General features: G+C 61.1%; 23 protein-coding genes and 2 tRNA genes. 19 read left to right on the top strand and 6 right to left on the bottom strand.

Features of this window, described 5'->3' with window-relative positions:
- Positions 1–45: 45 nt before the first annotated feature.
- The 7 genes from BX591_RS04985 to poxB all read left to right on the top strand — a co-directional run bounded on the left by BX591_RS04985 (position 46) and on the right by poxB (position 9,397).
- Positions 46–1,968 (top strand): dipeptide ABC transporter ATP-binding protein, encoded by a 1,923-nt coding sequence (locus BX591_RS04985; protein ID WP_111929607.1) that lies wholly within the window; start codon positions 46–48, stop codon positions 1,966–1,968.
- Between the two features lie 98 nt (positions 1,969–2,066).
- Entirely contained in the window at positions 2,067–3,629 is a 1,563-nt protein-coding gene (gene gsiB, locus BX591_RS04990; protein ID WP_111929608.1) for a glutathione ABC transporter substrate-binding protein GsiB, read from the top strand.
- A 113-nt stretch (positions 3,630–3,742) separates the two neighbouring features.
- Positions 3,743–4,663 (top strand): glutathione ABC transporter permease GsiC, encoded by a 921-nt coding sequence (gene gsiC, locus BX591_RS04995; RefSeq protein WP_111929609.1) that lies wholly within the window; start codon positions 3,743–3,745, stop codon positions 4,661–4,663.
- A 7-nt stretch (positions 4,664–4,670) separates the two neighbouring features.
- Entirely contained in the window at positions 4,671–5,576 is a 906-nt protein-coding gene (gene gsiD / locus BX591_RS05000) for a glutathione ABC transporter permease GsiD (protein WP_167444499.1), read from the top strand.
- On the top strand, positions 5,573–6,670 hold the full coding sequence (locus tag BX591_RS05005) for a DmpA family aminopeptidase (protein ID WP_111929610.1): 1,098 nt from the start codon (positions 5,573–5,575) through the stop codon (positions 6,668–6,670). Before gsiD ends, BX591_RS05005 begins: the two co-directional genes overlap by 4 nt.
- Positions 6,670–7,503: a M55 family metallopeptidase gene (locus BX591_RS05010; protein ID WP_111929611.1), complete on the top strand. Its 834-nt coding sequence runs from the start codon at positions 6,670–6,672 to the stop codon at positions 7,501–7,503. The genes BX591_RS05005 and BX591_RS05010 overlap by 1 nt, the downstream gene beginning before the upstream one ends.
- 169 nt (positions 7,504–7,672) lie before the next feature.
- Positions 7,673–9,397, top strand: a complete 1,725-nt coding sequence (poxB, locus tag BX591_RS05015) for a ubiquinone-dependent pyruvate dehydrogenase (RefSeq protein WP_111929612.1) — start codon at positions 7,673–7,675, stop codon at positions 9,395–9,397.
- 113 nt (positions 9,398–9,510) lie between these two features.
- On the opposite strand, the gene BX591_RS05020 is transcribed toward poxB, so the two are convergent.
- Positions 9,511–10,491, bottom strand: a complete 981-nt coding sequence (locus BX591_RS05020) for an alpha/beta fold hydrolase (RefSeq protein WP_111929613.1) — start codon at positions 10,489–10,491, stop codon at positions 9,511–9,513.
- 214 nt (positions 10,492–10,705) lie between these two features.
- Here BX591_RS05020 and BX591_RS05025 point away from each other — a divergent pair, with 214 nt between their 5' ends.
- Both BX591_RS05025 and BX591_RS05030 read left to right on the top strand, forming a co-directional pair.
- Positions 10,706–12,091, top strand: a complete 1,386-nt coding sequence (locus tag BX591_RS05025) for an amino acid permease (RefSeq protein WP_111929903.1) — start codon at positions 10,706–10,708, stop codon at positions 12,089–12,091.
- Positions 12,092–12,102: 11 nt separating this feature from the next.
- Positions 12,103–12,516: an ACT domain-containing protein gene (locus BX591_RS05030; protein WP_111929614.1), complete on the top strand. Its 414-nt coding sequence runs from the start codon at positions 12,103–12,105 to the stop codon at positions 12,514–12,516.
- 81 nt (positions 12,517–12,597) lie between these two features.
- Here the strand turns inward: BX591_RS05030 and BX591_RS05035 are convergent.
- Positions 12,598–12,682: transfer RNA gene (locus tag BX591_RS05035), tRNA-Leu, on the bottom strand.
- Positions 12,683–12,788: 106 nt separating this feature from the next.
- Entirely contained in the window at positions 12,789–14,174 is a 1,386-nt protein-coding gene (gene hemN / locus BX591_RS05040) for an oxygen-independent coproporphyrinogen III oxidase (protein WP_111929615.1), read from the bottom strand.
- 343 nt (positions 14,175–14,517) lie between these two features.
- Here hemN and BX591_RS05045 point away from each other — a divergent pair, with 343 nt between their 5' ends.
- From BX591_RS05045 to BX591_RS05055, 3 genes are all read left to right on the top strand, one after another.
- On the top strand, positions 14,518–14,883 hold the full coding sequence (locus BX591_RS05045) for a YkgJ family cysteine cluster protein (protein ID WP_244146855.1): 366 nt from the start codon (positions 14,518–14,520) through the stop codon (positions 14,881–14,883).
- Complete coding sequence (locus BX591_RS05050; protein ID WP_111929616.1) at positions 14,880–15,473, top strand: DUF1439 domain-containing protein; 594 nt, start codon at positions 14,880–14,882, stop codon at positions 15,471–15,473. The genes BX591_RS05045 and BX591_RS05050 overlap by 4 nt, the downstream gene beginning before the upstream one ends.
- A 79-nt stretch (positions 15,474–15,552) precedes the next feature.
- Positions 15,553–16,389 carry an undecaprenyl-diphosphate phosphatase gene (locus tag BX591_RS05055; RefSeq protein WP_111929617.1) on the top strand — a complete coding sequence of 279 codons (837 nt, stop codon included), beginning with the start codon at positions 15,553–15,555 and terminating at the stop codon, positions 16,387–16,389.
- A gap of 107 nt (positions 16,390–16,496) precedes the next feature.
- Here the strand turns inward: BX591_RS05055 and trmB are convergent, their stop codons facing one another.
- Positions 16,497–17,279 carry a tRNA (guanosine(46)-N7)-methyltransferase TrmB gene (gene trmB / locus BX591_RS05060; RefSeq protein WP_111929618.1) on the bottom strand — a complete coding sequence of 261 codons (783 nt, stop codon included), beginning with the start codon at positions 17,277–17,279 and terminating at the stop codon, positions 16,497–16,499.
- A gap of 439 nt (positions 17,280–17,718) precedes the next feature.
- A tRNA-Gly gene (locus BX591_RS05065) sits at positions 17,719–17,792 on the bottom strand.
- Positions 17,793–18,298: 506 nt separating this feature from the next.
- Between BX591_RS05065 and BX591_RS05075 the strand changes: the two genes are divergently transcribed.
- The 7 genes from BX591_RS05075 to BX591_RS05105 all read left to right on the top strand — a co-directional run bounded on the left by BX591_RS05075 (position 18,299) and on the right by BX591_RS05105 (position 24,271).
- The gene (locus tag BX591_RS05075; RefSeq protein WP_111929620.1) at positions 18,299–19,249 is read left to right on the top strand and encodes a HamA C-terminal domain-containing protein; all 951 of its coding nucleotides are present in this window, start codon (positions 18,299–18,301) and stop codon (positions 19,247–19,249) included.
- Positions 19,246–20,133, top strand: a complete 888-nt coding sequence (locus BX591_RS05080; protein WP_244146845.1) for a DEAD/DEAH box helicase — start codon at positions 19,246–19,248, stop codon at positions 20,131–20,133. Before BX591_RS05075 ends, BX591_RS05080 begins: the two co-directional genes overlap by 4 nt.
- Before the next feature lie 365 nt (positions 20,134–20,498).
- Positions 20,499–20,741, top strand: a complete 243-nt coding sequence (locus BX591_RS36350; RefSeq protein WP_167444500.1) for a hypothetical protein — start codon at positions 20,499–20,501, stop codon at positions 20,739–20,741.
- 48 nt (positions 20,742–20,789) lie between these two features.
- Positions 20,790–21,086, top strand: coding sequence for a helix-turn-helix domain-containing protein (locus BX591_RS05090; RefSeq protein ID WP_276330762.1), 297 nt, complete (start codon positions 20,790–20,792; stop codon positions 21,084–21,086).
- Between the two features lie 52 nt (positions 21,087–21,138).
- Positions 21,139–22,095: a reverse transcriptase family protein gene (locus tag BX591_RS05095; RefSeq protein ID WP_244146844.1), complete on the top strand. Its 957-nt coding sequence runs from the start codon at positions 21,139–21,141 to the stop codon at positions 22,093–22,095.
- Positions 22,096–22,371: 276 nt separating this feature from the next.
- Positions 22,372–23,589, top strand: coding sequence for an AAA family ATPase (locus BX591_RS05100; RefSeq protein ID WP_111929624.1), 1,218 nt, complete (start codon positions 22,372–22,374; stop codon positions 23,587–23,589).
- Complete coding sequence (locus tag BX591_RS05105) at positions 23,570–24,271, top strand: HNH endonuclease (RefSeq protein WP_111929625.1); 702 nt, start codon at positions 23,570–23,572, stop codon at positions 24,269–24,271. The genes BX591_RS05100 and BX591_RS05105 overlap by 20 nt, the downstream gene beginning before the upstream one ends.
- Before the next feature lie 409 nt (positions 24,272–24,680).
- Here the strand turns inward: BX591_RS05105 and BX591_RS05110 are convergent, their stop codons facing one another.
- A complete protein-coding gene (locus BX591_RS05110; protein WP_111929626.1) occupies positions 24,681–25,244 on the bottom strand; it encodes a YggT family protein in 564 nt (187 codons plus the stop codon).
- Between the last annotated feature and the right edge of the window lie 57 nt (positions 25,245–25,301).

Below are 25,301 nucleotides of genomic sequence, written 5' to 3' on the forward strand. Positions count from 1 at the left end.
GCGCTTGCGTTCCGGCTAGTCGCGTTCGAATTCAAAGGAACCACCGTGCCGACTTCATTGCACACTGCCCGTCCGCTTATCGAAACCCTGCCGCCGCAACGCGTGCTCGCGGTCGACGATCTGTCGGTCGCGTTTCGCCGCGGCGAACTGGCCTTCAACGCGGTGCGCAACCTGTCGCTGACCGTCGAGCGCGGCGAAACGCTCGCGATCGTCGGCGAATCGGGTTCGGGTAAATCGGTGACCTCGCTCGCGTTGATGCGGCTGATCGAGCATGGCGGTGGGCGCCTTGCCGGCGGCAGCATCGCATTCCGGCGCCGCGACGGCAGCGTGCTCGACCTCGCGACAGCGTCGTCCGGCACGATGCGCTCGATTCGCGGCGCCGACATCGCGATGATCTTTCAGGAGCCGATGACCTCGCTCAATCCGGTCTTCACCGTGGGCGATCAGATCGGCGAAGCGATCGCCTTGCATCAGGGCAAGAGCCGTTCCGCCGCGCACGCCGAAACGCTGCGTCTGCTCGATCTCGTGCGGATTCCGGAAGCGCGGCGGGTGGCCGCGCGTTATCCGCATCAATTGTCGGGCGGCATGCGCCAGCGCGTGATGATCGCGATGGCGCTGTCGTGCAAGCCCGCGCTGCTGATTGCCGACGAACCGACCACCGCGCTCGACGTGACGATCCAGGCGCAGATCCTGCAACTGATTCGCGGCTTGCAGGACGAGATGAACATGGGCGTGATCTTCATCACGCACGACATGGGTGTGGTCGCCGAAGTGGCCGACCGCGTGCTGGTGATGTATCGCGGCGAGAAGGTGGAAGAGGGCGAGTCGGACACGATCTTCGCCGCGCCGTCGCATCCTTATACGAAGGCGTTGCTCGCCGCCGTGCCGCGTCTGGGCGCGATGCAGGGTACCGATCGGCCCGCCAGGTTTCCGATCCTGACCATCGAGCAGGCGAGCCTGAGCGGTGCCGAACAAGCCGTGCGCGCCGCGGCCGCCGTCGCCGACGAAGCGCAGCCGCCGGTGCAGGAGAGCACGCCGCCGATTCTGCGCGTGCGCGATCTGGTCACGCGTTTCCCGGTCAAGACCGGCGTGTTCGGCCGGCTCACGGGCCGTGTGCATGCCGTCGAAAAAGTCAGCTTCGACTTGCGGCCGGGCGAAACGCTCGCGCTGGTCGGTGAGTCGGGCTGCGGCAAATCGACCACGGGCCGCTCGCTGCTGCGTCTGGTTGAAAGTCAGAGCGGCTCGATCGAGTTCGCCGGCAAGGAAATCAGTTCGCTGACCGGGCCCGCGTTGCAGGCGCTGCGCCGCGATATCCAGTTCATTTTCCAGGACCCGTTCGCGTCGTTGAATCCGCGTTTGACGGTCGGCTTTTCGATCATGGAGCCGCTGCTGGTACACGGTGTCGCGCAGGGCGCCGAAGCGCAGGCGCGCGTCGCGTGGCTGCTCGATAAGGTCGGTTTGCCGCGCGAAGCCGCGCGCCGTTATCCGCATGAATTCTCCGGCGGTCAGCGGCAGCGGATCGCGATTGCCCGCGCGCTGGCGTTGAACCCCAAAGTGGTGATCGCCGACGAATCCGTCTCCGCGCTCGACGTGTCGGTGCAGGCGCAAATCGTCAATCTGATGCTCGACCTGCAGCGCGAACTCGGCGTGGCCTATCTGTTCATTTCGCACGACATGGCCGTGGTCGAGCGCGTCAGCCATCGCGTCGCGGTGATGTATCTCGGCCAGATCGTCGAAATCGGTCCGCGCCGCGCGGTGTTCGAAGCGCCGCAGCATCCGTACACGAAGAAGTTGATGGGCGCGGTGCCGGTGGCCGATCCCGCGCGCCGTCACGCCAAACGCATGCTTGCCGCCGATGAAATTCCCAGCCCGATCCGCGCGCTGAACGACGAGCCGGCGGTGGCGCCGCTGGTGGCGGTGGGACCGGACCATTTCGTCGCGCGGCATCGCATTGGCGGCGCGTACTAGCGCTTACAAAACAGACAATCCCACGCACAAAAACGTTTCCTCTCGCAGCCCCTCAAGCCGTTTTCATTCCGTTCATTTCGCAGCCTGGAGCCAACCTCATGAACCTGCTGGTCCCGTCTTCTCCGTTTCGTTTGCGCGCGCTGGTCAGCGGCGGCGCGGTGGTGTTCGCGATGCTCGCGGGCAATGTGGCGCATGCCGAGACCACGGCTGTGATGGCCGTCGCCTCGACCTTCACGACGCTCGATCCGTACGACGCGAACGACACGCTGTCGCAAGCCGTCGCGAAGTCGTTCTATCAAGGGCTGTTCGGTTTCGACAAGGACATGAAGCTGGTCAACGTGCTGGCCGACAGCTATGAAGCCAGTCCGGATGCGAAGGTTTATACGTTCAAGCTGCGCCACGGTGTGAAGTTCCAGGACGGCACCGACTTCAACGCCGCGGCGGTGAAAACGAACTTCGACCGGGTGACCGATCCGGCCAACAAGCTCAAGCGCTACAACATGTTCAGCCGGATCGAGAAGACCGAAGTGGTCGATCCGTACACGGTGAAGATCACGCTGAAGGCGCCGTTCTCGGCCTTCGTCAACGTATTGGCGCATCCGTCGGCGGTGATGATTTCGCCGGACGCGCTGAAGAAGTACGGCAAGGACATCGCGTTTCATCCGGTGGGCACGGGGCCGTTCGAACTGGTCAAGTGGGATCCGGCCGGCGACCTGACGGTGAAGAAGTTCGCGGGTTACTGGAAGAAGGGCTATCCGAAGGTCGACGCGATCGACTGGAAACCGGTAGTCGACAACAACACACGCGCCGCGCTGATGCGCACCGGCGAAGCGGATTTCGCGTTCCAGGTGCCGTTCGAGCAGGCCGCGCAATTGCAGGCGAGCCCGAAGGTCGATCTGATCGCGTCGCCGTCGATCATTCAGCGCTATATCAGCCTGAACATGAACCAGAAGCCGTTCGACAATCCGAAGGTGCGTGAAGCGCTCAACTACGCGGTCAACAAGGACGCGCTCACCAAGGTCGCGTTCGCCGGTTACGCGACGCCCGCCGACGGCGTGGTGCCGCAAGGCGTCGATTACGCGGTGAAGCTCGGACCGTGGCCGTACGATCCGGCGAAGGCGCGCGCGTTGCTGAAGGAAGCGGGTTATCCGAACGGTTTCGAAACGACGCTGTGGTCCGCGTATAACTACTCGACCGCGCAGAAGGTGATCCAGTTCGTGCAGCAGCAACTCGCGCAAGTGGGCATCAAGGCGCAGGTCGAAGCGCTCGAAGCGGGTCAACGCGTCGCCAAGGTGGAAAGCGCGCAGGACGCCGCCACCGCGCCGGTGCGCATGTACTACGCGGGCTGGTCGTCGTCGACCGGTGAAGCCGACTGGGCGATCACGCCGCTGCTCGGCTCCGTGTCGTTCCCGCCGAAGATGGTCAATACCGCGTACTACAGGAACGACGCGGTCGACAACGACCTGAAGCAGGCGCTCGAAACCACCGACCGCACGCAGAAGGCCGCGCTTTACACCGACGCGCAGAAACGCATCTGGGCCGACGCGCCGTGGATCTTCCTCGTCAAGGAGAAGGTCGTGTACGCGCGCAGCAAACGTCTGTCGGGTGCGTACGTGGCGCCGGACGGCTCGTTCAACTTCGACGAGATCGCGATCAAGTGATCGGCTGACCGCGTGCTGCCGCGCGTTCCACGAGCGCGCGGCAGCCGCAACGGTCGCCGCCGGTCCGACGCATCGGATCGTTCGTTACCCGCATCATTGCCGGATTGGGTTTCATGCTGAACTTCCTCGTCAAACGTCTCTTTGGCCTGCTGCCGACGCTCTTTATCGTCGCCGTGCTGGTGTTCCTGTTCGTGCATCTGTTACCGGGCGATCCGGCGCGGCTCGCCGCCGGTCCCGAAGCGGACGAGGCGACCGTCGCGCTGGTGCGCGCCGATCTCGGTCTCGACAAGCCGATGCCGCGGCAGTTCGTCAACTTTTTCGTGAAGATCGCGCACGGCGATTTCGGTATCTCGACGCGCAGCAAGCGGCCGGTCAGCGAGGAAATCGGCGAGCGCTTCATGCCGACGTTGCTGCTGACGCTTGCCAGCATGGTGTGGGCGGTCGCGCTGGGCATGGGTATCGGCATCGTCTCGGCAGTGTGGCGCAACCGCTGGCCCGACCGGCTCGGCATGACGCTCGCGGTGTCGGGCATTTCGTTTCCGGCCTTCGCGCTCGGCATGGTGCTGATGGAAATTTTCTCGGTGAAGCTCGGCTGGCTGCCGGTGGTCGGCGACGGTTCGTGGCAGAGCTACGTGCTGCCGTCGCTGACGCTCGGCGCGGCGGTCGCGGCGGTGATGGCGCGTTTCACGCGGGCCTCGTTCGTCGAAGTGCTGAACGAGGATTTTGTACGGACCGCGCGCGCCAAGGGTGTGCCCGAGCGTCTCGTGATCGTCAAACACTGCCTGCGCAACGCGTTGATTCCCGTCATCACGATGATGGGACTGCAGTTCGGTTTTCTGCTGGGCGGCTCGATCGTGGTCGAGGTCGTGTTCAACTGGCCGGGTCTCGGACGCCTGCTGGTGGACGCTGTTTCGATGCGCGACTATCCGGTGATTCAGGCGGAAGTGCTGTTGTTCTCGCTTGAATTCATCATCATCAATCTGATCGTGGACGTGTTGTACGCCGTGATCAATCCGACCATCCGTTTCAAGTGAGGCCCGCATGAGCATCTCCGCAACCGAGGCGAATGCGGCCAGGGCCGCTGTTGTCGAATCAGCGATTCGCACGCCGTGGAGCGAATTCTGGCGCAAATTCCGCAAGCAGCACGTGGCGCTCGGCGCCGGCATTTTCGTGCTGCTGCTGATCGTGGTCGCGATCGCCGCGCCGCATCTGGTGCCGTACGACCCGGAGAATTTCTTCGACTACGACGCGTTGAACGCAGGCCCTTCGGCGGCGCACTGGTTCGGCGTCGATTCGCTGGGCCGCGACATTTTCAGCCGCATTCTGGCGGGCTCGCGCATTTCGCTGGAAGCCGGGTTTCTGTCGGTCGCGATCGGCGCGCTGATCGGCACGTTCTTCGGTTTGCTGGCCGGCTATTACGAAGGCTGGTGGGATCGTGTCGTGATGCGGGTGGCGGACGTGCTGTTCGCGTTCCCCGGCATTCTGCTCGCCATCGGCGTGGTGGCGATTCTCGGCAACGGCATGATCAACGTGATCTGCGCGGTGGCGATCTTCAGCATTCCGGCGTTCGCGCGGCTCGTGCGCGGCAATACGCTGATGCTCAAGCAGCTCACGTATATCGAAGCGGCGCGCAGTATCGGCGCGTCGGACTGGACCATCATCGTGCGCCATATTTTGCCGGGGACGATTTCGTCGGTGGTGGTGTACTTCACGATGCGCATCGGCACCTCGATCATCACCGCCGCGAGCTTGTCGTTCCTCGGGCTCGGCGCGCAGCCGCCTACCCCCGAGTGGGGCGCGATGCTCAACGAAGCGCGCGCGGACATGGTCACCGCGCCGCATATCGCGCTGTTTCCGAGTCTCGCGATTTTCGTGACCGTGCTCGCCTTCAACCTGCTCGGCGACGGTCTGCGCGACGCGCTCGATCCGAAGCTCGACCGCGCATGAGCGCGTGCCTTGCTGACAACGCACCGCATATCGGCGCTTTGCCGCGCGGTCCGCTCGGCACGATTGCCGACGTGCCGGGCGTGAGCGTCGGTCATTGCACGCTCGACCAAGGCGCGGTGCAAACCGGCGTGACCGTGATTCGTCCGCATGGCGGCGATCCGTTTCGCGACAAGACGCCCGCCGCGGTCTCGGTGATCAACGGTTTCGGCAAAAGCATCGGGCTCGTGCAGGTCGAGGAGCTCGGCACGCTGGAAACGCCGATCGCATTGACCAATACGTTCGGTGTCGCCGCCGTTGCGCAGGCGCAGATTCGCGCCGCGATTCGTGCGAATCCGCGTATCGGGCGCGAGTGGTCGACGGTGAATCCGCTGGTGTTCGAATGCAACGACGGCTATCTGAACGATATCCAGGCAATGGCGGTTGGCCCGCAACATTTCGACGACGCCTACGCGGCCGCGAGCGCCGAGGTTGCCAGCGGTTCGGTGGGGGCCGGACGCGGTATGTCGTGTTTCGACTTGAAGGGCGGAATTGGCAACGAGTCGCGCGTGGTGGAGGCGGCGGGACATCGCTATACCGTCGGCGCGCTGGTGCTGGCGAACTTCGGCCGCCTGCCGATGCTGACGCTCGACGGCGTGCCGCTCGGCCGCGTGCTGAGCGAACGCGCGGGCGCTGCGACCACGCACGCTTTGACCACCCACGCTTCGACCACCACGAAGCCCGAGCAAGGCTCGATCATCATGATCGTCGCCACCGATGCCCCGCTGGACGCACGTCAACTCAAGCGTCTCTCGCTGCGCGCGGCAGCCGGTCTCGCGCGCACCGGTTCGGTGTATGGCCATGGCAGCGGCGATATCGCGCTGGCGTTTTCAACCGCGTACACCGTGCCGCACGAAGCGCAATTCGTCACGCTGCCGCCGCGACTCGCCGACGACCGTCTGGACCCGCTGTTTCGCGCCTGCGCGGACAGCGTCGAGCAGGCCATCGTCGACGCGTTGTGGACCGCTGTGTCCGTGACCGGACGCGACGGCCATCGACGCCTGTCGCTTAACGACTGCGCGCCCGATCTCTCCCAACTACTCAACTCCGCTCGCTGATGAAAGTCCTTATTTCCACCGACATCGAAGGTGTGGCCGGTGTGTTTCATCCCGAACAGACGCGCGCGGGCAACGGCGAATACGAGGCCGCGCGTCGCTGGATGACGCTCGAAGCCAACGCCGCGATCGAAGGCGCGTTCGCTGGCGGGGCGACCCAGGTGTGGGTTAACGATTCGCACGGCGGCTTCCGCAATCTGCTGCCCGATCTGCTCGATCCGCGCGCGCTGGTGGTGCTCGGCAAACCGCGCACGCTCGGCATGATGACCGGGCTCGAATACGGCGCGGCGCTGGTCTTCATGATCGGCTATCACGCCATGTCGCAAACGCGCGGCATCCTTGCGCATACGATCAACAGCTTTGCGTTCGCTCGCGTGTCGTTGAACGGCGTTGAAGTGGGCGAGGCGGGGATTTACGGCGCGCTGGCGGAAGAATATGGCGCACAGGTAGCGCTTTTATCCGGCGACGATGTCTTCGCCGAGGAAACCGCGCCGCGTTTTCCGGGTGCGCGTTTTGTCGTCACCAAGCGCGCGACGGGCCAGTCGAGCGGTGTCACGCAGTCGCCGGCGAATGCGCGCGAGGCGATCGAAACGGCGGCGCGAGAAGTGGTCCGGCAACATCTCGACGGCGGCCGCGCAGCGCAGGCCACGCGCGCGGTGGCGCAGCCGGTTGCATGCGAAGTGCGCGTGCAGACCAGCGCGCTTGCCGATCTGTTCTGCCAATGGCCGACGCTCACGCGCGTCGACGCGGTCACGTTGAGGTTCGACGCGGCCTCGGCGGAGCACATGGTGCGTACGTTGAACTGCCTTTCCGCCATGTCGTTCATGCTGCGTTAGCCGGGCATGCGCCCGCGCTACGGTTGCGCGCAAATCACACGTGGCCATTTCAACTCGCTTACGGATTGCTGCCCGCTAAAAAAAGGACACGCAGAGAACACGTTCGGTGAGGAAGCGGTACTCTCTGTTTTCCAGAAAGTACGGTCTTTTTCACTGAGCGGAGTACAGCATGGGTAAGCAGACTATCGCGGATTATCTGGCCAAAACCCTGGCGGCGGCGGACGTCGAACGTATCTGGGGGGTGACGGGCGACAGCCTGAACGGCCTGTCGGACAGCTTGCAGCGGGTCGGTTCGATTCGCTGGATGCACACGCGCCATGAAGAGGTCGCGGCCTTCGCCGCCGGCGCCGATGCCGCGGCGACCGGCAAGCTCGCCGTCTGCGCGGGTAGTTGCGGTCCCGGCAACCTGCATCTGATCAACGGTCTCTACGACTGTCACCGCAATCATCAACCGGTGCTGGCGATTGCCGCGCACATTCCCTCGTCGGAAATCGGCCTCGGCTACTTCCAGGAAACGCATCCGCAAGAGTTGTTCAAGGAGTGCAGCCACTATGTGGAACTCGTGACGAATCCGTCGCAGTTTCCGCGCGTGCTGGCGCGCGCCATGCGCACCGCGATCGAACAGCAAGGCGTCGCGGTGATCGTGCTGCCGGGCGACGTTGCGCTGAGCGATGCGCCCGACGAAACGCCGGCATGGTCCGGCACGCTGGAACGCTCGACAGTGACGCCGTCCGAACCCGATCTCGACCGTCTCGCCGAGTTGCTGAATCAGGCCGGCGCGGTGACGCTGCTGTGCGGCAGCGGCTGCGCGGGCGCACACGACGAAGTGGTGGCGTTCGCCGATCAGCTCGGCGCGCCGACCGTGCATGCATTGCGCGGCAAACAGTACGTGGAGTGGGACAACCCGTTCGACGTCGGCATGACGGGCTTGATCGGCTTCAGCTCCGGCTATCACGCGATGATGTCGTGCGACACGCTCGTGATGCTCGGCACTGACTTTCCGTATCGCAACTTCTATCCGTCGCACGGCAACGTGGTGCAGATCGACCGCAACGGCGGCGCGCTCGGCAAGCGCACGCCATTGAAGCTGGGGCTGGTCGGCGACGTCAAGGCGACCTTGCAGGCGTTGCTGCCGAAGCTCAAGCGTAAGACCGACCGGGGCTTCCTCGAGAACGCCCGCAAGCACTACACGGATGCACGCAAGGGCCTCGACGATCTGGCGCGTCCGTCCGCCCCGGGGCGCGCGATTCATCCGCAGTACCTCGCCAGCATCATCGATAAAGTCGCGAACGAAGACGCCGTGCTGACCGCCGACGTCGGCACGCCGACGCTCTGGGCCGCGCGCTATCTGACCATGAACGGCAAGCGCAGTCTGCACGGCTCGTTCAATCACGGTTCCATGGCGAACGCGATGCCGCAGGCGCTCGGTGCGCAAGCGGCCGACCCCGGCCGGCAGGTGATCTCGCTATCCGGCGACGGCGGGCTCTCGATGCTGCTCGGCGATCTGCTCACCGCGCGTCAACTCGATCTGCCCATCAAGGTCGTGGTGTTCAACAACAGCGTGCTCGGTTTCGTCGCCATGGAGATGAAGGCCGGCGGCTATCTGGAAGCCGGCACCGATCTCGCGACCACCGATTTCGCGGCGATTGCGCGTGGCGCGGGCATCTACGGTGTTCGTATCGAACTGTCGGAGAACATCGAGCCGGCGCTGCGCGAGGCGTTCGCGCATCCGGGCCCGGCGGTGATCGACGTGACGACCGCGAAGCATGAACTCGCGATGCCGCCGAAGATTCAATGGGCGCAAGCGAAGGGCTTCAGTCTTTATATGCTGAAGGCGGTGCTGAACGGACGCGGTGACGAGATCGTCGAACTGGCGACGACGAATCTGCGGTGACGTGTTGCGTTGCTGAAGTGCTTTGCGACTGCGAATGCCCGGTCGGATTGCGAAAGAAGTTGGCGTATGCGCGGCCACACTGCCGCGCATACGCACGCACCGCGCGTTAGCCGCTATTGCTGCCGGCTCAATTCCCGCGCCGCGCGATCGATCACGTCGGCGACCGCACCCGCATGCGACACCGGCGCGAGGTGGCTCGACGCCATCGGCACGATCTTCGCGCCCATCCGGTCGGCCATGAATTTTTCGACATCCGGCGACACCGCGCGGTCTTTCGTCGTCAACACATACCACGACGGCTTTTCTCGCCACGCGACTTGACTGACCGTTTCGCCGAAGGCCTTCGCGGCGATCGGCACCTGCGCGGTGGCGAGTACGCGCGTGAGATTCTCGGGCACGTCAGCAGCAAAGTCCGCATGATATCTGGTGCGATCGAGCCACAGAAAACCGCTCGCGTCCGGGATGATGGACTGGCCCGCCGGCATCGGCGCGGCGCGTTTCATCAGATCCTGGGTCGATTCGTTAAGGTCCGGCGCGATCGCCGCGATGTACACGAGACCCGCTACATTCGGCGCGTTCGCGCCGGCCTCGGTGATCACGACGCCGCCCCACGAATGGCCCACCAGCATGGTCGGTCCGTCCTGACGCGCGAGCACGCGGCGGGTCGCGGCGACATCGTCGGCGAGTGAGGTCAGCGGGTTTTGCACCGAACTCACGTGATAGCCCTTCTGCTGCAATCTGGCGACCACGCCGTTCCAGCTCGACCCGTCGACGAACGCGCCGTGCACCAGCACGATGTTGCGCACCGGGCCGGTCATCGGCGCGGCGGGCGGGGTGGATGCAGCGGCGGTGGGTGTAGGCGCTGGGGCTTGTGCCGCGGGTGTGGGCGGCGTCATGGAGGGCTGGGCGGCGGGCAAGGCGGGCGCTTCGGGCGCGCTGGCTTCCATGCCGGGTTCGTCGGCCGGTTCGGGAGAGGGCGCCATGTTGGGTGTCGCCATGGGCGCCTCGGCTGGCGCCGCGGTTTGGGCAAGGACGCCCGTGCCCATGAAACAGAGACACACAGCAGCGGCGCAAAGCAGGCGTTTGGGCAACATGTTGAATCTCCGAAGGCGGGAACCTCGAAAGGCGACCATACAGAAGCCCCAGGCTAGTGACAATCCCTAACCGCGCCGTTAAGTGCGGCGCTGAACCAAGCGCGGGTTGGTCCCAGTATTTGACTTATATCGGCCACGGTAAAATTTTGGGTTCTGCCCGGCAGGGACCATAAGTCCGGTCGGGCGATCGATATCCATACACTGGGGCGCAATGTTGAATAGTGCACAGCAGCAAGAGGGCCTGAAGCGCGGGCTGAAGAACCGCCACATCCAGTTGATCGCGCTGGGCGGCGCGATCGGCACCGGCTTGTTTCTCGGCTCCGCCAGCGTGCTGCAGGCAGCCGGCCCGTCGATGATTCTCGGCTACGCGATCGGCGGCATCATCGCCTTCATGATCATGCGGCAGCTCGGCGAAATGGTTGCGCAGGAACCGGTGGCCGGCTCGTTCAGCCACTTCGCGTACAAGTATTGGGGCGACTTTCCCGGCTTCCTGTCGGGCTGGAATTACTGGGTGCTGTACGTGCTCGTGAGCATGGCCGAGCTCACCGCGGTCGGCACCTACGTGCATTACTGGTGGCCCGGTGTGCCGTCGTGGATATCGGCGCTGGTGTGCTTCGTCGCCATCAACGCGATCAATCTCGCCAACGTCAAGGCGTATGGCGAAACCGAATTCTGGTTCGCGATCGTCAAGGTGGTCGCGGTGATCGGCATGATCGTGTTCGGCGGTTATCTACTGTTCAGCGGTCACGGCGGCCCGCAAGCGTCGATCACCAATCTGTGGAGCCATGGCGGTTTCTTCCCGCACGGCTTTCACGGGCTCTTCATGATGCTCGCGGTCATCATGTTCTCGTTCGGCGGGCTGGAGTTGATCGGTATCACGGCAGCCGAGGCCGATCAGCCGCAAAAGAGCATTCCGAAAGCGGTGAATCAGGTGATCTACCGGATTCTGATTTTCTACATCTGCTCGCTGACGGTATTGCTCTCGCTGTACCCGTGGAACGAAGTGGCGGCCGGCGGCAGTCCGTTCGTGATGATCTTCTCGCAGATCGGTTCGACGCTGACCGCGAACGTGCTCAACGTGGTGGTGCTGACGGCGGCGCTGTCGGTGTACAACAGCGGCGTGTATGCGAATAGCCGCATGCTCTACGGTCTCGCGGAGCAGGGCAACGCGCCGCGCGCGCTGATGAAAGTCGATCGTCGCGGCGTACCGTATATGGCGATCGGTTTATCCGCGCTCGCCACGTTCACCTGCGTGATCGTCAACTACCTGATTCCCGCCGAAGCGCTCGGTCTGCTGATGGCGCTGGTCGTGGCCGCCCTGGTGCTGAACTGGGCGCTGATCAGCCTCACGCATCTGAAGTCGCGCAAGGCGATGGTCGCGGCGGGCGAGACGCTGGTGTTCAAGTCGATCTGGTTCCCGCTCAGCAACTACCTCTGCCTCGCGTTCATGGCGCTGGTGCTCGTGATTCTGGCCATGACGCCGGGGTTGTCGGTCTCGGTGTGGCTCGTGCCGGCATGGCTGGTGGTGATGTGGGTCGGTTATGTGTTCAAGCGCCGGCGCGCGGCGCTGCACGGCGGCGCGCGAGTGGCCGGGCGATAAGGAGCAGAGCCATGGAAGCGAGTCGCGATCTCGAGCAGTTGCTACGCGACATGACGCCGGTCGTGGCTGCGCCGGCTTATGTTTTCTGTAGCTTTGCCGATCGCCGCCTGCCGGCGGGCGTCGACGCGGTCTGTCTGTTCAACGAGGCCGAAGGCCTGACCGCGATTCTCGATCAGGCGGATGCCGACCGCCTCGGCATCGCCTACGACTTCACTGCACGCATGATCACGTTGACGGTGCATTCGGATCTGGCCGCAGTGGGTTTTCTGGCCGTGATCTCGACCAAGCTGGCGCAAGCGCGAATCGCGTGCAACGTGGTGTCGGCTTTTTATCACGACCATCTGTTCGTGCCGGCCGAGCGCGTCGATGACGCGATGACTATCTTGCGTGCTTTGTCGGCGCCGTCGGGCGCGGCCGACGCATAACCTCGCACGCATAAAAAAACCCGCGAAGCTTTATGCTCTCGCGGGTTTTTTCAAACGAGCTGGTCAAACTTGAATTCGATTTGGTGCCCAGGGCCGGAATCGAACCGGCACGCCTTGCGGCGGGGGATTTTGAGTCCCCTGCGTCTACCAATTTCACCACCTGGGCAGGTCTTCCAGCACACGCGTTGGAACATGGCGCGCGGCGAAGACGCAGATTATGGCAAAAAATCGGACGACGGGCAAGCCGGTTGCTCGATTCGGCTGCGATGCCGTCAAACCGTCCGCGAAAATCGCTCGAGTGTCTGCTGGCCGAGGTAACGGTCGAACACCATCGCGATGTTGCGTACCAGCATGCGTCCGGCCGTTTGCACTTCGAGCTTGCCGGCGCTGAGCGCGACCAGCCCGTCGTTCTCGAAACCGCGCAGACGCTCCAGCTCGGGCTCGAACGTGTCGGCGAAGCGAATGCCGTAGGCTGCTTCGAATTCGTCGAAGCGCAGCTCCAGGTTGCACATCAGTTGCGTGATCACGTCGCGGCGCAGACGGTCGTCGGCGGTGAGGCGCACGCCGCGTGCGATAGCGAGCCGGCCCGCGTCGATCGCCGCGGCGTAGCCGGGCAGATCCTTGATGTTCTGCGCGTAGACATCGCCGACCTTGCCGATGGACGAGGCGCCGAAGCCGATCAGATCGCATTCCGCGCGCGTGCTATAGCCCTGAAAATTGCGATGCAAGGTGCGCTGCGCCTGGGCACGCGCGAGTTCGTCGGTGGGCAGGGCGAAGTGATCCATGCCGATGTACACGTAGCCTGCGCTCGTCAGGCGCTCGACCACCCGTTGCAGGAGCGCGAGCCGCGCCGTCGGCGAAGGCAGCGTGGCCGGGTCCATCTGCCGTTGCATCTTGAAGAGCTGCGGCATATGCGCGTAAGCGAACACCGAGAGACGATCCGGCGCGAGTTCGAGCATCGTGTCGAGCGTGCGGCTGAAGCTCTCGACCGTTTGATGCGGCAGCCCGTAGATCAGATCGACGCCGATCGAATGAAAGCCGGTCTCGCGCGCGGCTTGCATGACCGACGCGGTCATCTCGAGCGGCTGAATGCGGTTGATGGCCTGCTGCACGACCGGATCGAAATCCTGCACGCCGAGGCTGAGCCGGTTGAAGCCGAGCTTGCGCAAATGCGCGATGGTGTCGGGCGAGGCTTCACGCGGGTCGACTTCGATCGAATACTCGCCTTCGGCTTCGGGCAGCAACGCGAAGTGTTCGCGCGCGGCGGCCATCAGTTCCGCCATTTCATCGTGCGACAGGAAGGTTGGCGTGCCGCCGCCTAAATGCAGCTGCGATACCGGACGCCGCGTGTCGAAACAGGCCGCCTGCAACGCCATCTCGCGCTTCAACTGGTCCAGATAGGGCCGCGCGTGGGCGCGGTTTTTCGTCGCGACCTTGTTGCAGCCGCAGTAGAAGCAGACGGTGTCGCAGAACGGGATGTGGAAGTACAGCGACAGGTCCGTCGTGGCGGCGCCCGGGTCGGCGGCGGCGCGCAGGTAGTCGGCGGGATCGAACGCGTCGTGGAACTGCAGCGCGGTCGGATAGGACGTATACCGTGGACCGTTCGCGCTGTATCTGGCGAGCAGGTCGGGGCGGAACAGCGTCTCGGCGGTGGTCATGAGGGGCTCGGGTTGGTTGGCCACCCTCGAAGAGGCGCTCAGGCGCGCTGTGTCTGAGTGGATCGGGATGGGACACCGCCAGTCGGTGTCTCTTGAGCGTGGCCTTTGTGATCCTTCGAGTTTACGTGAGCGACTGTTTGCTGGATTGCGTAAAAAGGTCGCATGGAATGCGATGGCACAATGCGGGGCGACAGGGTGTCGGCGGTTGGCGGCTTTGAGAAAATGGCGTGAGTGATATGTCGATGAAGCGATGAATGACGTGGTGAGCGAAGTGAAAGATCAGGTGCAAAACGAAGGGCAAATCGAAGGACGAATCGACGTGCGGAACCCGGCGCAAAACGCCGTGGCGGACAGCGCGGGGAAACGCGCGTCGCCATTTCGCGTCGCGGATCACGCGTGCCGGCCCGATTGCGGCGCGTGCTGCATCGCGCCGTCGATTTCGAGTCCGATTCCCGGCATGCCTGACGGCAAGCCCGCAGGCGTGCGCTGCGTGCAACTCGGCGACGATCTGCGCTGCGCGATCTTCGGTCAGCCGGAACGGCCGGCGTGCTGTTCCGGTCTGCAACCGCAGATGGACATGTGCGGCACGGAGCGCGACGAAGCGCTCACCTGGCTGACGCAGCTCGAAGTGCAAACCCAGCCGTCATGGACACTAATCGCCTCGACCCCAACCGTATCCACAATTTCTTCTTCAGGAGATTCCGCATGATCGAACCCACCGCGCCGGCCCGGCGCCGCTTTCTGCTCGCCGCGCTGACAGGCTGTAGCGCGCTGGGCATCACCGTCTCGCTGGCGGCTTGCGCGACGCCGACTTTTCCGTTCATCCCCTCGCACTACACGTTCTCGCAGCAGCAGGTGCAGGACGCGGTGCAGCGCAAATTTCCCTACCAGCGCACGGTTTCACAAGTGTTCGACGTCGCGCTGTCCAACCCGGTGGTCGGTTTCCTGCCGGACGCGAACCGCATCTCGGTGAAGCTCGACGCACGTTTCGCGAGTCCATTCATGCCGCAGCCGGTCGACGGCGTCTTCACGCTATCGAGCGAACTCGCCTACGACGCCGCCAGCAAATCGGTCGTGTTGAAGTCGCCGAACGTCGACAACGTCAGCGTGAGCGGTCAGGCGCAGGCCTATACGCAACAGATCAGCGCCGCGGCGGCGGTGCTTGCCACTCAATTGCTGGCCAACTATCCGATTTACACCTTCAAGCCCGAACAGTTGCAATTTGCCGGCGTGAATTACGAACCCGGTACAATCACGATCCTTACAAACGGCATACGCGTGCAGATCGTCGAAAAATGACGGGGCGCGCGGCCGTCAGGGCCGCGCCCAATCGTGCCGACCCTGTCGTTTCGACTATTTACCGCGATGAGGGTCACGGATGGACTGGCTAATGGCTTGCAAGGCGCTGATTCTGGGCGTCGTCGAAGGGTTGACGGAATTTTTGCCGGTGTCGAGCACCGGGCATCTGATCGTCGCGGGCAGTCTGCTGAATTACACCGACGCGCACGCGAAAACCTTCGACGTCGTGATCCAGCTCGGTGCGATTCTCGCTGTGTGCTGGGAGTTTCGGCGGCGCATCGGCAGTGTGGTGGCCGGCTTGCCGGGCCGTCCCGACGCGCGCCGCTTCACGCTGAACGTGATCATTGCGACCATTCCGGCAATCGTGCTCGGCTTGCTGTTCGAAAAGTCGATCAAGGCGGCGTTGTTCTCGCCGGTGCCGGTCGCGTTCGCGCTGGTGGCGGGCGGCGTGGTGATCCTGTGGGCGGAGGCACGTCAGCGCACGCGCGGCAATGCGCCGGCGCGCGTGCAACAGGTCGACGAACTGAGCCCGCTCGACGCGCTGAAAGTCGGCCTCGCGCAATGTCTGGCGCTCATTCCGGGTATGTCGCGCTCGGGCTCGACGATTATCGGCGGGATGCTGTTCGGTCTCGAGCGCCGCGTCGCCACTGAGTTTTCGTTCTTCCTCGCGATCCCGATCATTTTCGGCGCGACCGCTTACGAGCTCTATAAAGACTGGCACCTGCTTTCCGTCGACGCGCTCGGCAGCTTCGCGCTCGGCTTCGTGGCGGCTTTTATCAGCGCGTTTGCCTGCGTGCGCTGGTTGCTGCGTTATATCGCCGCGCACGACTTCACGGTGTTCGCGTGGTATCGGATCGGCTTCGGCCTGTTGATCCTGCTGGTGGGCTACAGCGGGGCGCTGAGTTGGGCGGATTGAGTTTCTTCCCGCCGCGTTTTTAGCTTGAACCATGAAAAAAGGTCCGCGTTTGCGGACCTTTTGCTTTGCGACGGCGCTTTTTCAGCAGACCGCGTGAGACGTTGCCGTCAGCCGCGTTTGCGGAATACGAGATCCCAAACGCCGTGCCCGAGCCGCAGTCCGCGGCGCTCGAACTTCGTCACCGGGCGGTAATCGGGGCGTGGTGCATAACCGTCGACGGTATTGGCCAGCGCGGGTTCGGCGCCGAGCACGTCGAGCATCTGCTCGGCGTAGTTCTGCCAGTCGGTCGCGCAGTGCAGATACGCGCCCGGTTTCAGCCGCGACACGAGCAACGCGACGAATTTCGGCTGGATCAGCCGGCGTTTGTGATGACGCGCCTTGTGCCACGGATCCGGAAAGAAGATGTGGACGCCGTCGAGGCTGTCCGGCGCGATCATCTGTTCGAGCACTTCCACCGCGTCGTGCTGAATGATGCGGATGTTCGACACGTTCTGCTCGCCCATCAGTTTCAGCAGCGCGCCGACGCCAGGCTCATGTACTTCGACGCCGAGGAAGTCGTCGTCGGGACGGTGCGAGGCGATTTCCGCCGTGGTCGCGCCCATGCCGAAGCCAATTTCCAGCACGCGCGGCGCGGCGCGGCCGAACACGCTGTTCCAGTCGGGTTGTTGCGGCGTGTACGGCACCACGAAGCGCGGACCGAGTTCGTCCATTGCGCGGCGCTGGCCGGTCGAGACGCGACCGGCGCGCGTCACGAAGCTGCGGATGCGGCGCAGATGCAGGGCTTCGCCCTGCGGCGCGGCGCCTTCGTCGGCGGCGCGAAGGTTGTCTGCTGCGCTGGACGGCGTAGGGAGGTCGTCCGGCAGGCCGGCGTCGTTGGGTTCGTGGATCATGGTCGATGCGGCTACAAGGGTCAGGGCTGCGCGGCTTGGGCGGCGTATTGACGCCGCGCTCCGCGCTCGCGGGGTAGTGCGCGTGACAGGGGCCGGTGTGGTTCGCACTGCGCTGCTGGTCAGCGCCGTGCGTGGCGAATCGCGCCGCCGGGCCGCCATCACTACAAAAAAGCCGCCTTCGTGGAGGCGGCTCGTGCCGGCTTCTGCCGAGGTGCAGCAGTAAGGTGGAGCGGGCGTTGCAAGTGCGCGTAAGGTAGCACAACCGAAAAGGGTGCGTCCAGACGGATGGCGACTCGCTTTGCGCATGAGATTGCCGCCAGACGATGGATTACCTGACGGGAGCGGCTTTGCAATCATTCTGGAGAGGGTCGACGAGGTGCAGCATGGTCTGAAAGGCGAGGTAGATGACCACCTTTGCACGCTCCACGAATGGAAGCGATGGAGCGGGCGATGGGAATCGAACCCACGGCTCTAGCTTGGGAAGCTAGGGTATTACCATTATACGACGCCCGCAGAGCCCGCAATTTTACAGCGGTTTCGGCGCTTTGGGGAGTTCGAATTGTGTGAAGTGGGGTGAAAAGTGTATGCACTTCGGAATTTTTTGCTGGCATCACCCTATGCGTTTGCCACCGCGCAACGCCCCCCCGGAATAATCGGTCGAAATTTCGGGATTTGGTTAGACGATTGTGCAATACTTGCCGTACAGGTCGTGCTCAATAGGTGATCCACTCGGGGGATAAACCATGAAGAGTAAAGTTACGGGGCCGAAAGCGGCCCACAATGCGTCGCAGGTTTTGGCGAACGGTTCGACTGGCAAAAATTCAAAGACTGCTGCTGGGAGCGCACTCTCCCAAGTGGCCGCGCCCAAAAGAGTTACTTCGTCAGGCGCTGCGTCGAGTGCGTCGAAGGTGCTCCGCGATGGGCGGACAAGTGCCGCGTCAAAAAGTGCAGCTGGGTCTGCATTATCGCAACGGCAGACCAGCCGGAAAAAGTGAACCACAAAAGAGTTTGCGTCCAGTTTGTCGACTATCACCGCCACCGATCTTGAGTCTGCTCTAACCGGGAACCCAGAAGCACTTGAGGTTCACCTTACGCTCGTAGAGCGAGACGTGCTCATTGACGGGCATTTAGTCAAGATTCACTGTCACTGCCTTTCGGTAGATGGGAATGGCCGTGTCCAACCACATCGGCTCGCGGAGTTCATGCGGAACGCCGTCGTTGACTATGCGATTCCGCGCTCGAAGCTCGCCGACGCGAAGGCGCGCGACAATAAGTTCAACAGCACCGAGGCAGTCGCCGAACTCGTAGAGCGCGCCAAGCGCTCGTTTACCGATTTGGGGAACACGGGAGAGGGCGGAGAGATGTTGCTGTTTCTGCTGGCGGAGCGCTTCCTTAAGCTGCCACAGATTCTTTGCAAGATGGATCTCAAGACAGACACACGTATGCACTATCACGGCGCGGATGGAGTGTATGCAGGCGTAACACAGAAAGGCATCTTGAAGCTCTACTGGGGTGAATCAAAAATCTACGGGGACGCGAGTGCTGCTATTCGCGCCTGTCTCAATTCCCTCGCCCCCTTTCTGATTGAACCCGAACACGATGAGGCGGAGCGGGAGCGCGACCTGATACTCCTGAGCGACAAGGCTGACCTTAGCAACCCGGAAATCACCGATGCGCTCAAAAGGTATTTCGACAAGTCGTCGGTCATGTCTAAGCGTGTCCAATACTGTGGCGCGGCCCTTGTAGGTTTCGACGCACCGTTTTACCCGAAAGACGAAGTGAAGGCAGTCGCAGAGGAGATCGTCAAGGCATCCCGCACGGCACTTACTGGGTGGCGCAATAGTATCGGAGAGCGGCTCAAAATGGAGAAGCTCGATCAGATGGAAATTGAGATGTTCTGCGTGCCCCTGCCGTCGGCGGAAGGTTTCCGCGCCGCATTCCTCAAGGCGATGGGGATCCAGGAGCAATGAGCCTCGCCGATCTCCAATCGTGGCTTCTTCATGAAGGCGTTCGGGATGGTCTCGATGCGATCACTCGCCTCACAGTCCGCAGCGAACTCGATAATCTGGGCCCTGAGCCCTCTGCGCTGCCTGCTACTGCGATTGACTGGCCAAGACTGTTGCTCGCCGGCAGCATTCTGGCGCGATCCGATCAACGGGATGACCAGGAAGCCGCGCTCCGAATCGCAACCGCTGCAATTTCTCTGACGGACGATCAAGCGCTAAAAGACGCGGGCGCTGTTCTCTTAAGTAAGCTTTCCAACTTTCGGGCCATCGAGTTAGCCATCAATCGAGGGCTGCTGGCAGCTGATCTCGGCGGGCGGCTTGGCGTCGCGTTGCGCCTCGAAGCGCAGCGTCGTGAAATGGACCGTTCTATCTTGGTGCAGTCGAGCGGGGCCTGGTTACAAGTAAACGATTTTCAGCAACGCTTCTGGATCAATGCGGCTGGAAAGCGCTGGCTCTCGGCATCCGCGCCTACCGCCTCTGGTAAGACATTTCTGGTACTGCAGTGGCTGATCGACCAGATGATTGCGGGTGAAATCCGGGTGGCGGTCTACCTTGCCCCGACCCGTGCGCTGGTTTCCGAGATAGAAACCAATCTCAAGGGTCTCATAGGCAGTGCCGAGTTGATCGAGGTGTCATCCCTTCCGCTACCCGGTAAGTACAAAGCTGCTCGCGCTGGCGGTGCGCGAGTGATTCTCGTATTCACACAGGAACGATTGCATCTTCTCGCTAACGTGCTCGGTGACGTGTTGTCAATCGACCTGCGAACGAAAGGCTCCTTCGGGAGCTTTTTTTTCGTTCTGACGAAGAGGGCAGATAGCGAAATCTGTAGAAATATTCACTCTAAGTGAATATTTGCCTTGCGTCCGTTGATTTTTCATGGTCTACTGCTTCTCGCAGGCTAGGCGTATCGCCTAGGTGAGCAATGGCATTTTCCTACCACGGCAAAGGATCAGTTGTGCATTAGTCCGTTTCAAGGAACGGACAGCTCTAGCGTCCAGGGTTAGAGAGGTATCGGTGCGCGGGTCGGGTACGGCCGCGTCGAGGAAGCCGGTCGGTTACGTCGTTGGGCGTACCGAGGGACTTCCTCTCAGCCGAAGGGACTGGGTTGGGCTTGCGCATCGGGTTGGCTCCTTTCGATCATTTGCTAAGTGGGGACGTTTGGCATCGCCTTGTTGAGGGACTTCGGCGACGTGCCGCGTTCAAGGAGCTGCAAATGCAGAAAGATGCTTTAACAGTAGCAATCGCGACGCTGCAAAAGCTGCGCGAAACCTATCACAGCCAACTCGATGCTGGTGTACTGGCAGAACTCGATGATGTCGTCGGATTGCTGAAACAGCAGTCCGACCGCCAGGAAGCTGTTCGGCGGGAAGAACTCGAAGGCCGAGTTCTCCGCATCATCGCAATGATCCTGCGACTTGTGACGAACATCACGAGTCTCATGGACCACTGGCGTTAGGCCAAGTCACAGCAAGCCCCACAGTTGATTTGGATGAGCGTTATGAATATGGGTCAGGCTATCAAGATGTGTCGGACTCGTAGGTCGTTATCACAGGCTGAACTAGCTGGACTTGCGGGTTGTTCGATTTCTTACCTTTCGATGCTGGAAAGCAATCAGAGGGATCCGTCGCTATCCACTTTGAAAAGCATTGCTGGAGCGTTACGCATCCCGACGGAGATTTTGTTCTTTTTGGGATCAGACCGAGAGGAGCTTGCGGGTATGGACAAAGAGCTCTCCGGTCAGCTCGCCCGCGCGGCGTTGGAGATACTGAGTGATACACGTGAACCGGTTAGAGGTTCCTAGGTACACGGCTACTCCCATAGAAAGTATGGCGGCATTGTCGCGAGCGCTGGGTGTGACAAACCAGCATCTCGCTGCAGTCGCCGCCAAAGCTTCCTCTCTCTACCGAGTCGCGGACAAGATCGAAAAAGCCGACGGTACGCTCCGCGAAACGTTTGATGCGAAGCCGGTGTTGAAGGATATTCATCGGCGGATCAAGCTGGCCATTCTCGATCGAGTAAGCTTTCCCAACTATTTGACTGGCAGTGTGAAGGGGCAGGACTATCGCACGAACGCGCTGCTGCATCGCAATTCAAAGATCCTGATTAGCGAAGACATCCAAGGATTCTTCCCTTCGACCACGCAGCATCTCGTGCAGGAAATCTGGTCGCAGTTCTTCGGTTTTTCGGCCGACGTGGCGCAGTGCCTAACGGCTCTTTGCACCAAAGATGGCGCTCTGCCGCAGGGGGCCATCACAAGTCCGCATATCGCGAATCTCGTCTTTTGGCGCGTGGAGCCAGCGATACGTGCGGAGATGGCGTTTCGAGGATTACGATACTCGCGATATGTCGATGATGTCTGTGTTTCTTCCAGCACCGGTATTGCTCATGCCGATAAGCAGTCAGTGATCTCGGTTATATACGCAATGCTGGCACGACACGGCTATTCTGCCAAACGATCGAAACACAAAATCCAGACGGCGAGCGGCCGCATCACAGCAACAAAGCTTGGCGTCAACGGTGATCCTAGCCTGTCAGGTCAGCAGCGAGGACAGATTCGCGCTGCCGTACACAAGCTCGAACTGACATTTGCGGCTGGTGCTTTTTCCGATGCGCGAGCGCTTTTACCCTCCGTCACAGGTCGGGTCAGTATGCTTGCACGTTTTCACTCTACGGAAGGGCAAGCTTTGAAGCAACGCATCGCTTCCGTACGCGAGCAATTGCTGCTAGTTCCGATGGTAACTAGAGCGGACGACGCGACACACAAGGCAATTCGCGACAGTGTTGACGATATTTCCACCGTTCCATGGTGATCCGCAAACCTCCCAAAATTACTGGTTTACCGGCGAGGTGCGGATTTGCCAGCGTGTTGATAGAGCTTCTCTCTTGCGCTGGCGTAAACGCGAGTCGATTCAAACTTTGGGGTAGGTGTCTTCCGGCGAATGCGTCTGCATTGTCAGCTTAGCCGTCTTATTTTAATTGTGGATTAAGCCGATCAATGCAACGGGTTGGTGAAATCGCTCAGCCGGCATCAGCACGTATTGCAAGGTTAAGCCAAAATTCAGGTGCCGTGATGGCATCGTAATGACATGCTTGAGGAAGTGATGGCAGAACTTGTTTGCAAGCTCAACTCGAATGAGCTAATCGAAGAGATACTTTCCCTCGATACGGATCGCATGAAAGTAGTCGTTTTGATCGGCGAAAACGGCGTGGGCAAAAGCACCCTTTTGGCACAGTTTGCGGAGCGCCTTGTCGAACAGGGAAGAGGGGCCCAGGTCATCGCTATATCCAATACGCCACACGACAAATTTTCACGCGGTGACCGCGCAGTCCACTACCTCGGTCAGCGAGACGGTAACCGCTATGCGTCTGAGGCCATCAAGGAGTCTCTCAGATCACCCCGCAACGAGATCGCGACGAGGGTACGCAAGCTAGCGGAAGTGCTGGAGTTGATGGGATACGAACGAGTGATTGGCTTGGCCTTGGAAAACTTCAATCCTCATGTCACATTCGACTCTAATGACTCCCACGTCGTAGCGTCCAGCGTAACCAGGAAGGTGGCTTCAACCGTTCGCGACAAGCTCGTCGGAACTACTACACCAGTTGTCTGGCTAAATCTAGATAATCACGAGGAATCTCGAACTGGCGCTTCCTTTGCACCAAGCCTGCTGAGCAATGAAGAAACGCTCGTTGCGATTGGTGTGTGCTCCGGGATTCGAATAATTCTTCGAAAGCCAATTTCTTCTGCGGCCCTGGACAAAAGGGAGGTCGATCTTCAAGCCGCAAGTTCCGGCGAGATTTCCTATCTGTCTACGATGGCGTGGGCTTCGTCCAAGGTATCTGAACATTGCGTGCTGCTAATTGACGAGCCGGAGAACAGCTTGCACCCCAAGTGGCAAGTGAGGTATATCCAATGCCTTCAGGCCCTATTCCGATATGAGCGCCCGCTCGTTGTCATCGCAAGCCATAGCCCACTTCTTTTGGCCGGTGAAGAGTCGGGAGCTTTCGACATTCTTCCTTATAAAATAGAAGAGGGCCGAATGGCATACGCCATCACCACCATTGATTCGGGTTTGGAAGGCGTGTCTTGGGCCGCCTTTGGAACGCTTCCGAGCAATAATCAGTACCTGTCTGGACTATTGATTGATTTAATCAATCAATACTGCAGGGACGAAATTAGCTTTGACCAAGCGTTGCTGACTATGGACAACCTCATCGGAGGTTGCGTTGGCCAGGATCAGCGAGAAGTTATCGACGCCTTTAAAGATGCGCTGAGGATTGCCAGCAATGACAAACAAAAACATTGAGTCTGTCAAATCGATCGCAGATCGCATTTCTGAAGCTGCCGCGGCCGTTTCTAATGATCCGGCTTTTTGGGACGCAGAAAGTTTTTCAGAATTAAAAAGAGAGCTCAAGGAGTACCTTAAAATTCGGAATAACCAATGTTGCGCATATTGTCGTCGAATCATAAGCGGCGAGCACAACATGGTTATTGACATAGAGCACATTCTTGAGAAAGATGACTTCCCTCGACTCACCTTCAATATCGGAAATCTCACGGCCTCTTGTCGACGCTGCAATTTTAAGAAGAACGCAATGGTCGACATGGTTACCACCCCAAACCCGGAAGAGGCGTATCAAGCATCATACACGTACAAGTTTGTTCACCCTAATCTAGATCTCTATCGCGACTACATTAAACTAGCTCGCGTGTCCATAAATGACGGCCATTTCGTAAAATATCTTCCCATTCCGAAAAAAAATATCCCTTCACCTGAGAAGGCCTGGTTTACTTATGATGCATTTGATCTTCGAGAGCTTGAGCGATTCGATTTGATGGAAAAAATGAAGATTAGAAAGCCAAACACTATATTGGCCCTAGAAAGTCCAAAAGTTAGAGATTATTTGGCGGAGCAGTTCGAGAAAAGCCATGCACTTCGAAAGGCAAAGAAGGCCCAAGAGCGCGCCGTCAAAAAGGCCGCAGGATGACCCATTGCACGCGCTGGCGGGCCGTCGGCTATACAGTGCAAATAGAAGCTCAAGGCTCCGCGTCTAACTACGGGGTTCTGACAGCATCGAGGCGCTAGGCTATGAGGCTGATGGTGAGACAAGATTGCCGGAAAGATGCTATCTAGATCAATAGCTTCCGACTTGACGTGCTGGGGTGAAAACTGGCGTCGCCGTCAAACCCGCATGACACGTGGTTCCTAATGGTGCCCGCTGGAAAACCACGTCTAAAACCCGCATGAATAGTGGGTTTGCTCAAGCCGTTGCAGCTTGGGAAGCTAGGGTATTACCATTATACGACGCCCGCAGAGCGCACGATTTTACTCGGGAAAGGGCGGTTAGCGCAAATCGCGCCGCCGTTTCCCGCCAGCGCCGAAGCGGCGCCCCGGCTTCAGATCACAAAGTAAGTCAGCTGAATCGCCGCGCGCGTCACCACCATCAGCAGCACCTGCACGATGACGAACAGCAGAATCGGCGAGAGATCGATGCCGCCGAGTTGCGGCACGACCCGGCGCAACGGATTCAGGAACGGCGCGGTCAGCTGATACAGAATCGGCATGGCCGGCGAGCGTGGATTGAGCCACGACAGCAGCGCCATCAGGATCGTCATCCAGATGATCAGATTCAGCGCCCACTTGATCACCGTCAGCACCGCGACGATCAGCAGCGTCGGCACGAGGGTCAAGGGATCGGCGCCGGTCAGGACCACCATCAGCACCACATAGACGATCGCCGCGATCAGCGCCGCGACGAGGCTTGCCCAATCGATGCTGCGGGTGCTCGGCAGAATGCGCCGCAGCGGCAGCACGATCCAGTTGGTGGCTTGCAGCACGGCGTTCGTGACCGGGTTGTACGGCGGCATGCGCACGACCTGTAGCCAGGCGCGCAGCAGCAACGCCGCGCCGAACAGCGTAAAGACGGTATTGAGCAGAAAACGGGCGATATCGCCAAACATCGTGTGTCCTTATCCTTCTGATGGCGGCCGTCGGTCGGCCGCGGGGAGCCGGCGCGA

This window comes from Paraburkholderia bryophila (genome assembly GCF_003269035.1).
Lineage (GTDB): Bacteria > Pseudomonadota > Gammaproteobacteria > Burkholderiales > Burkholderiaceae > Paraburkholderia > Paraburkholderia bryophila.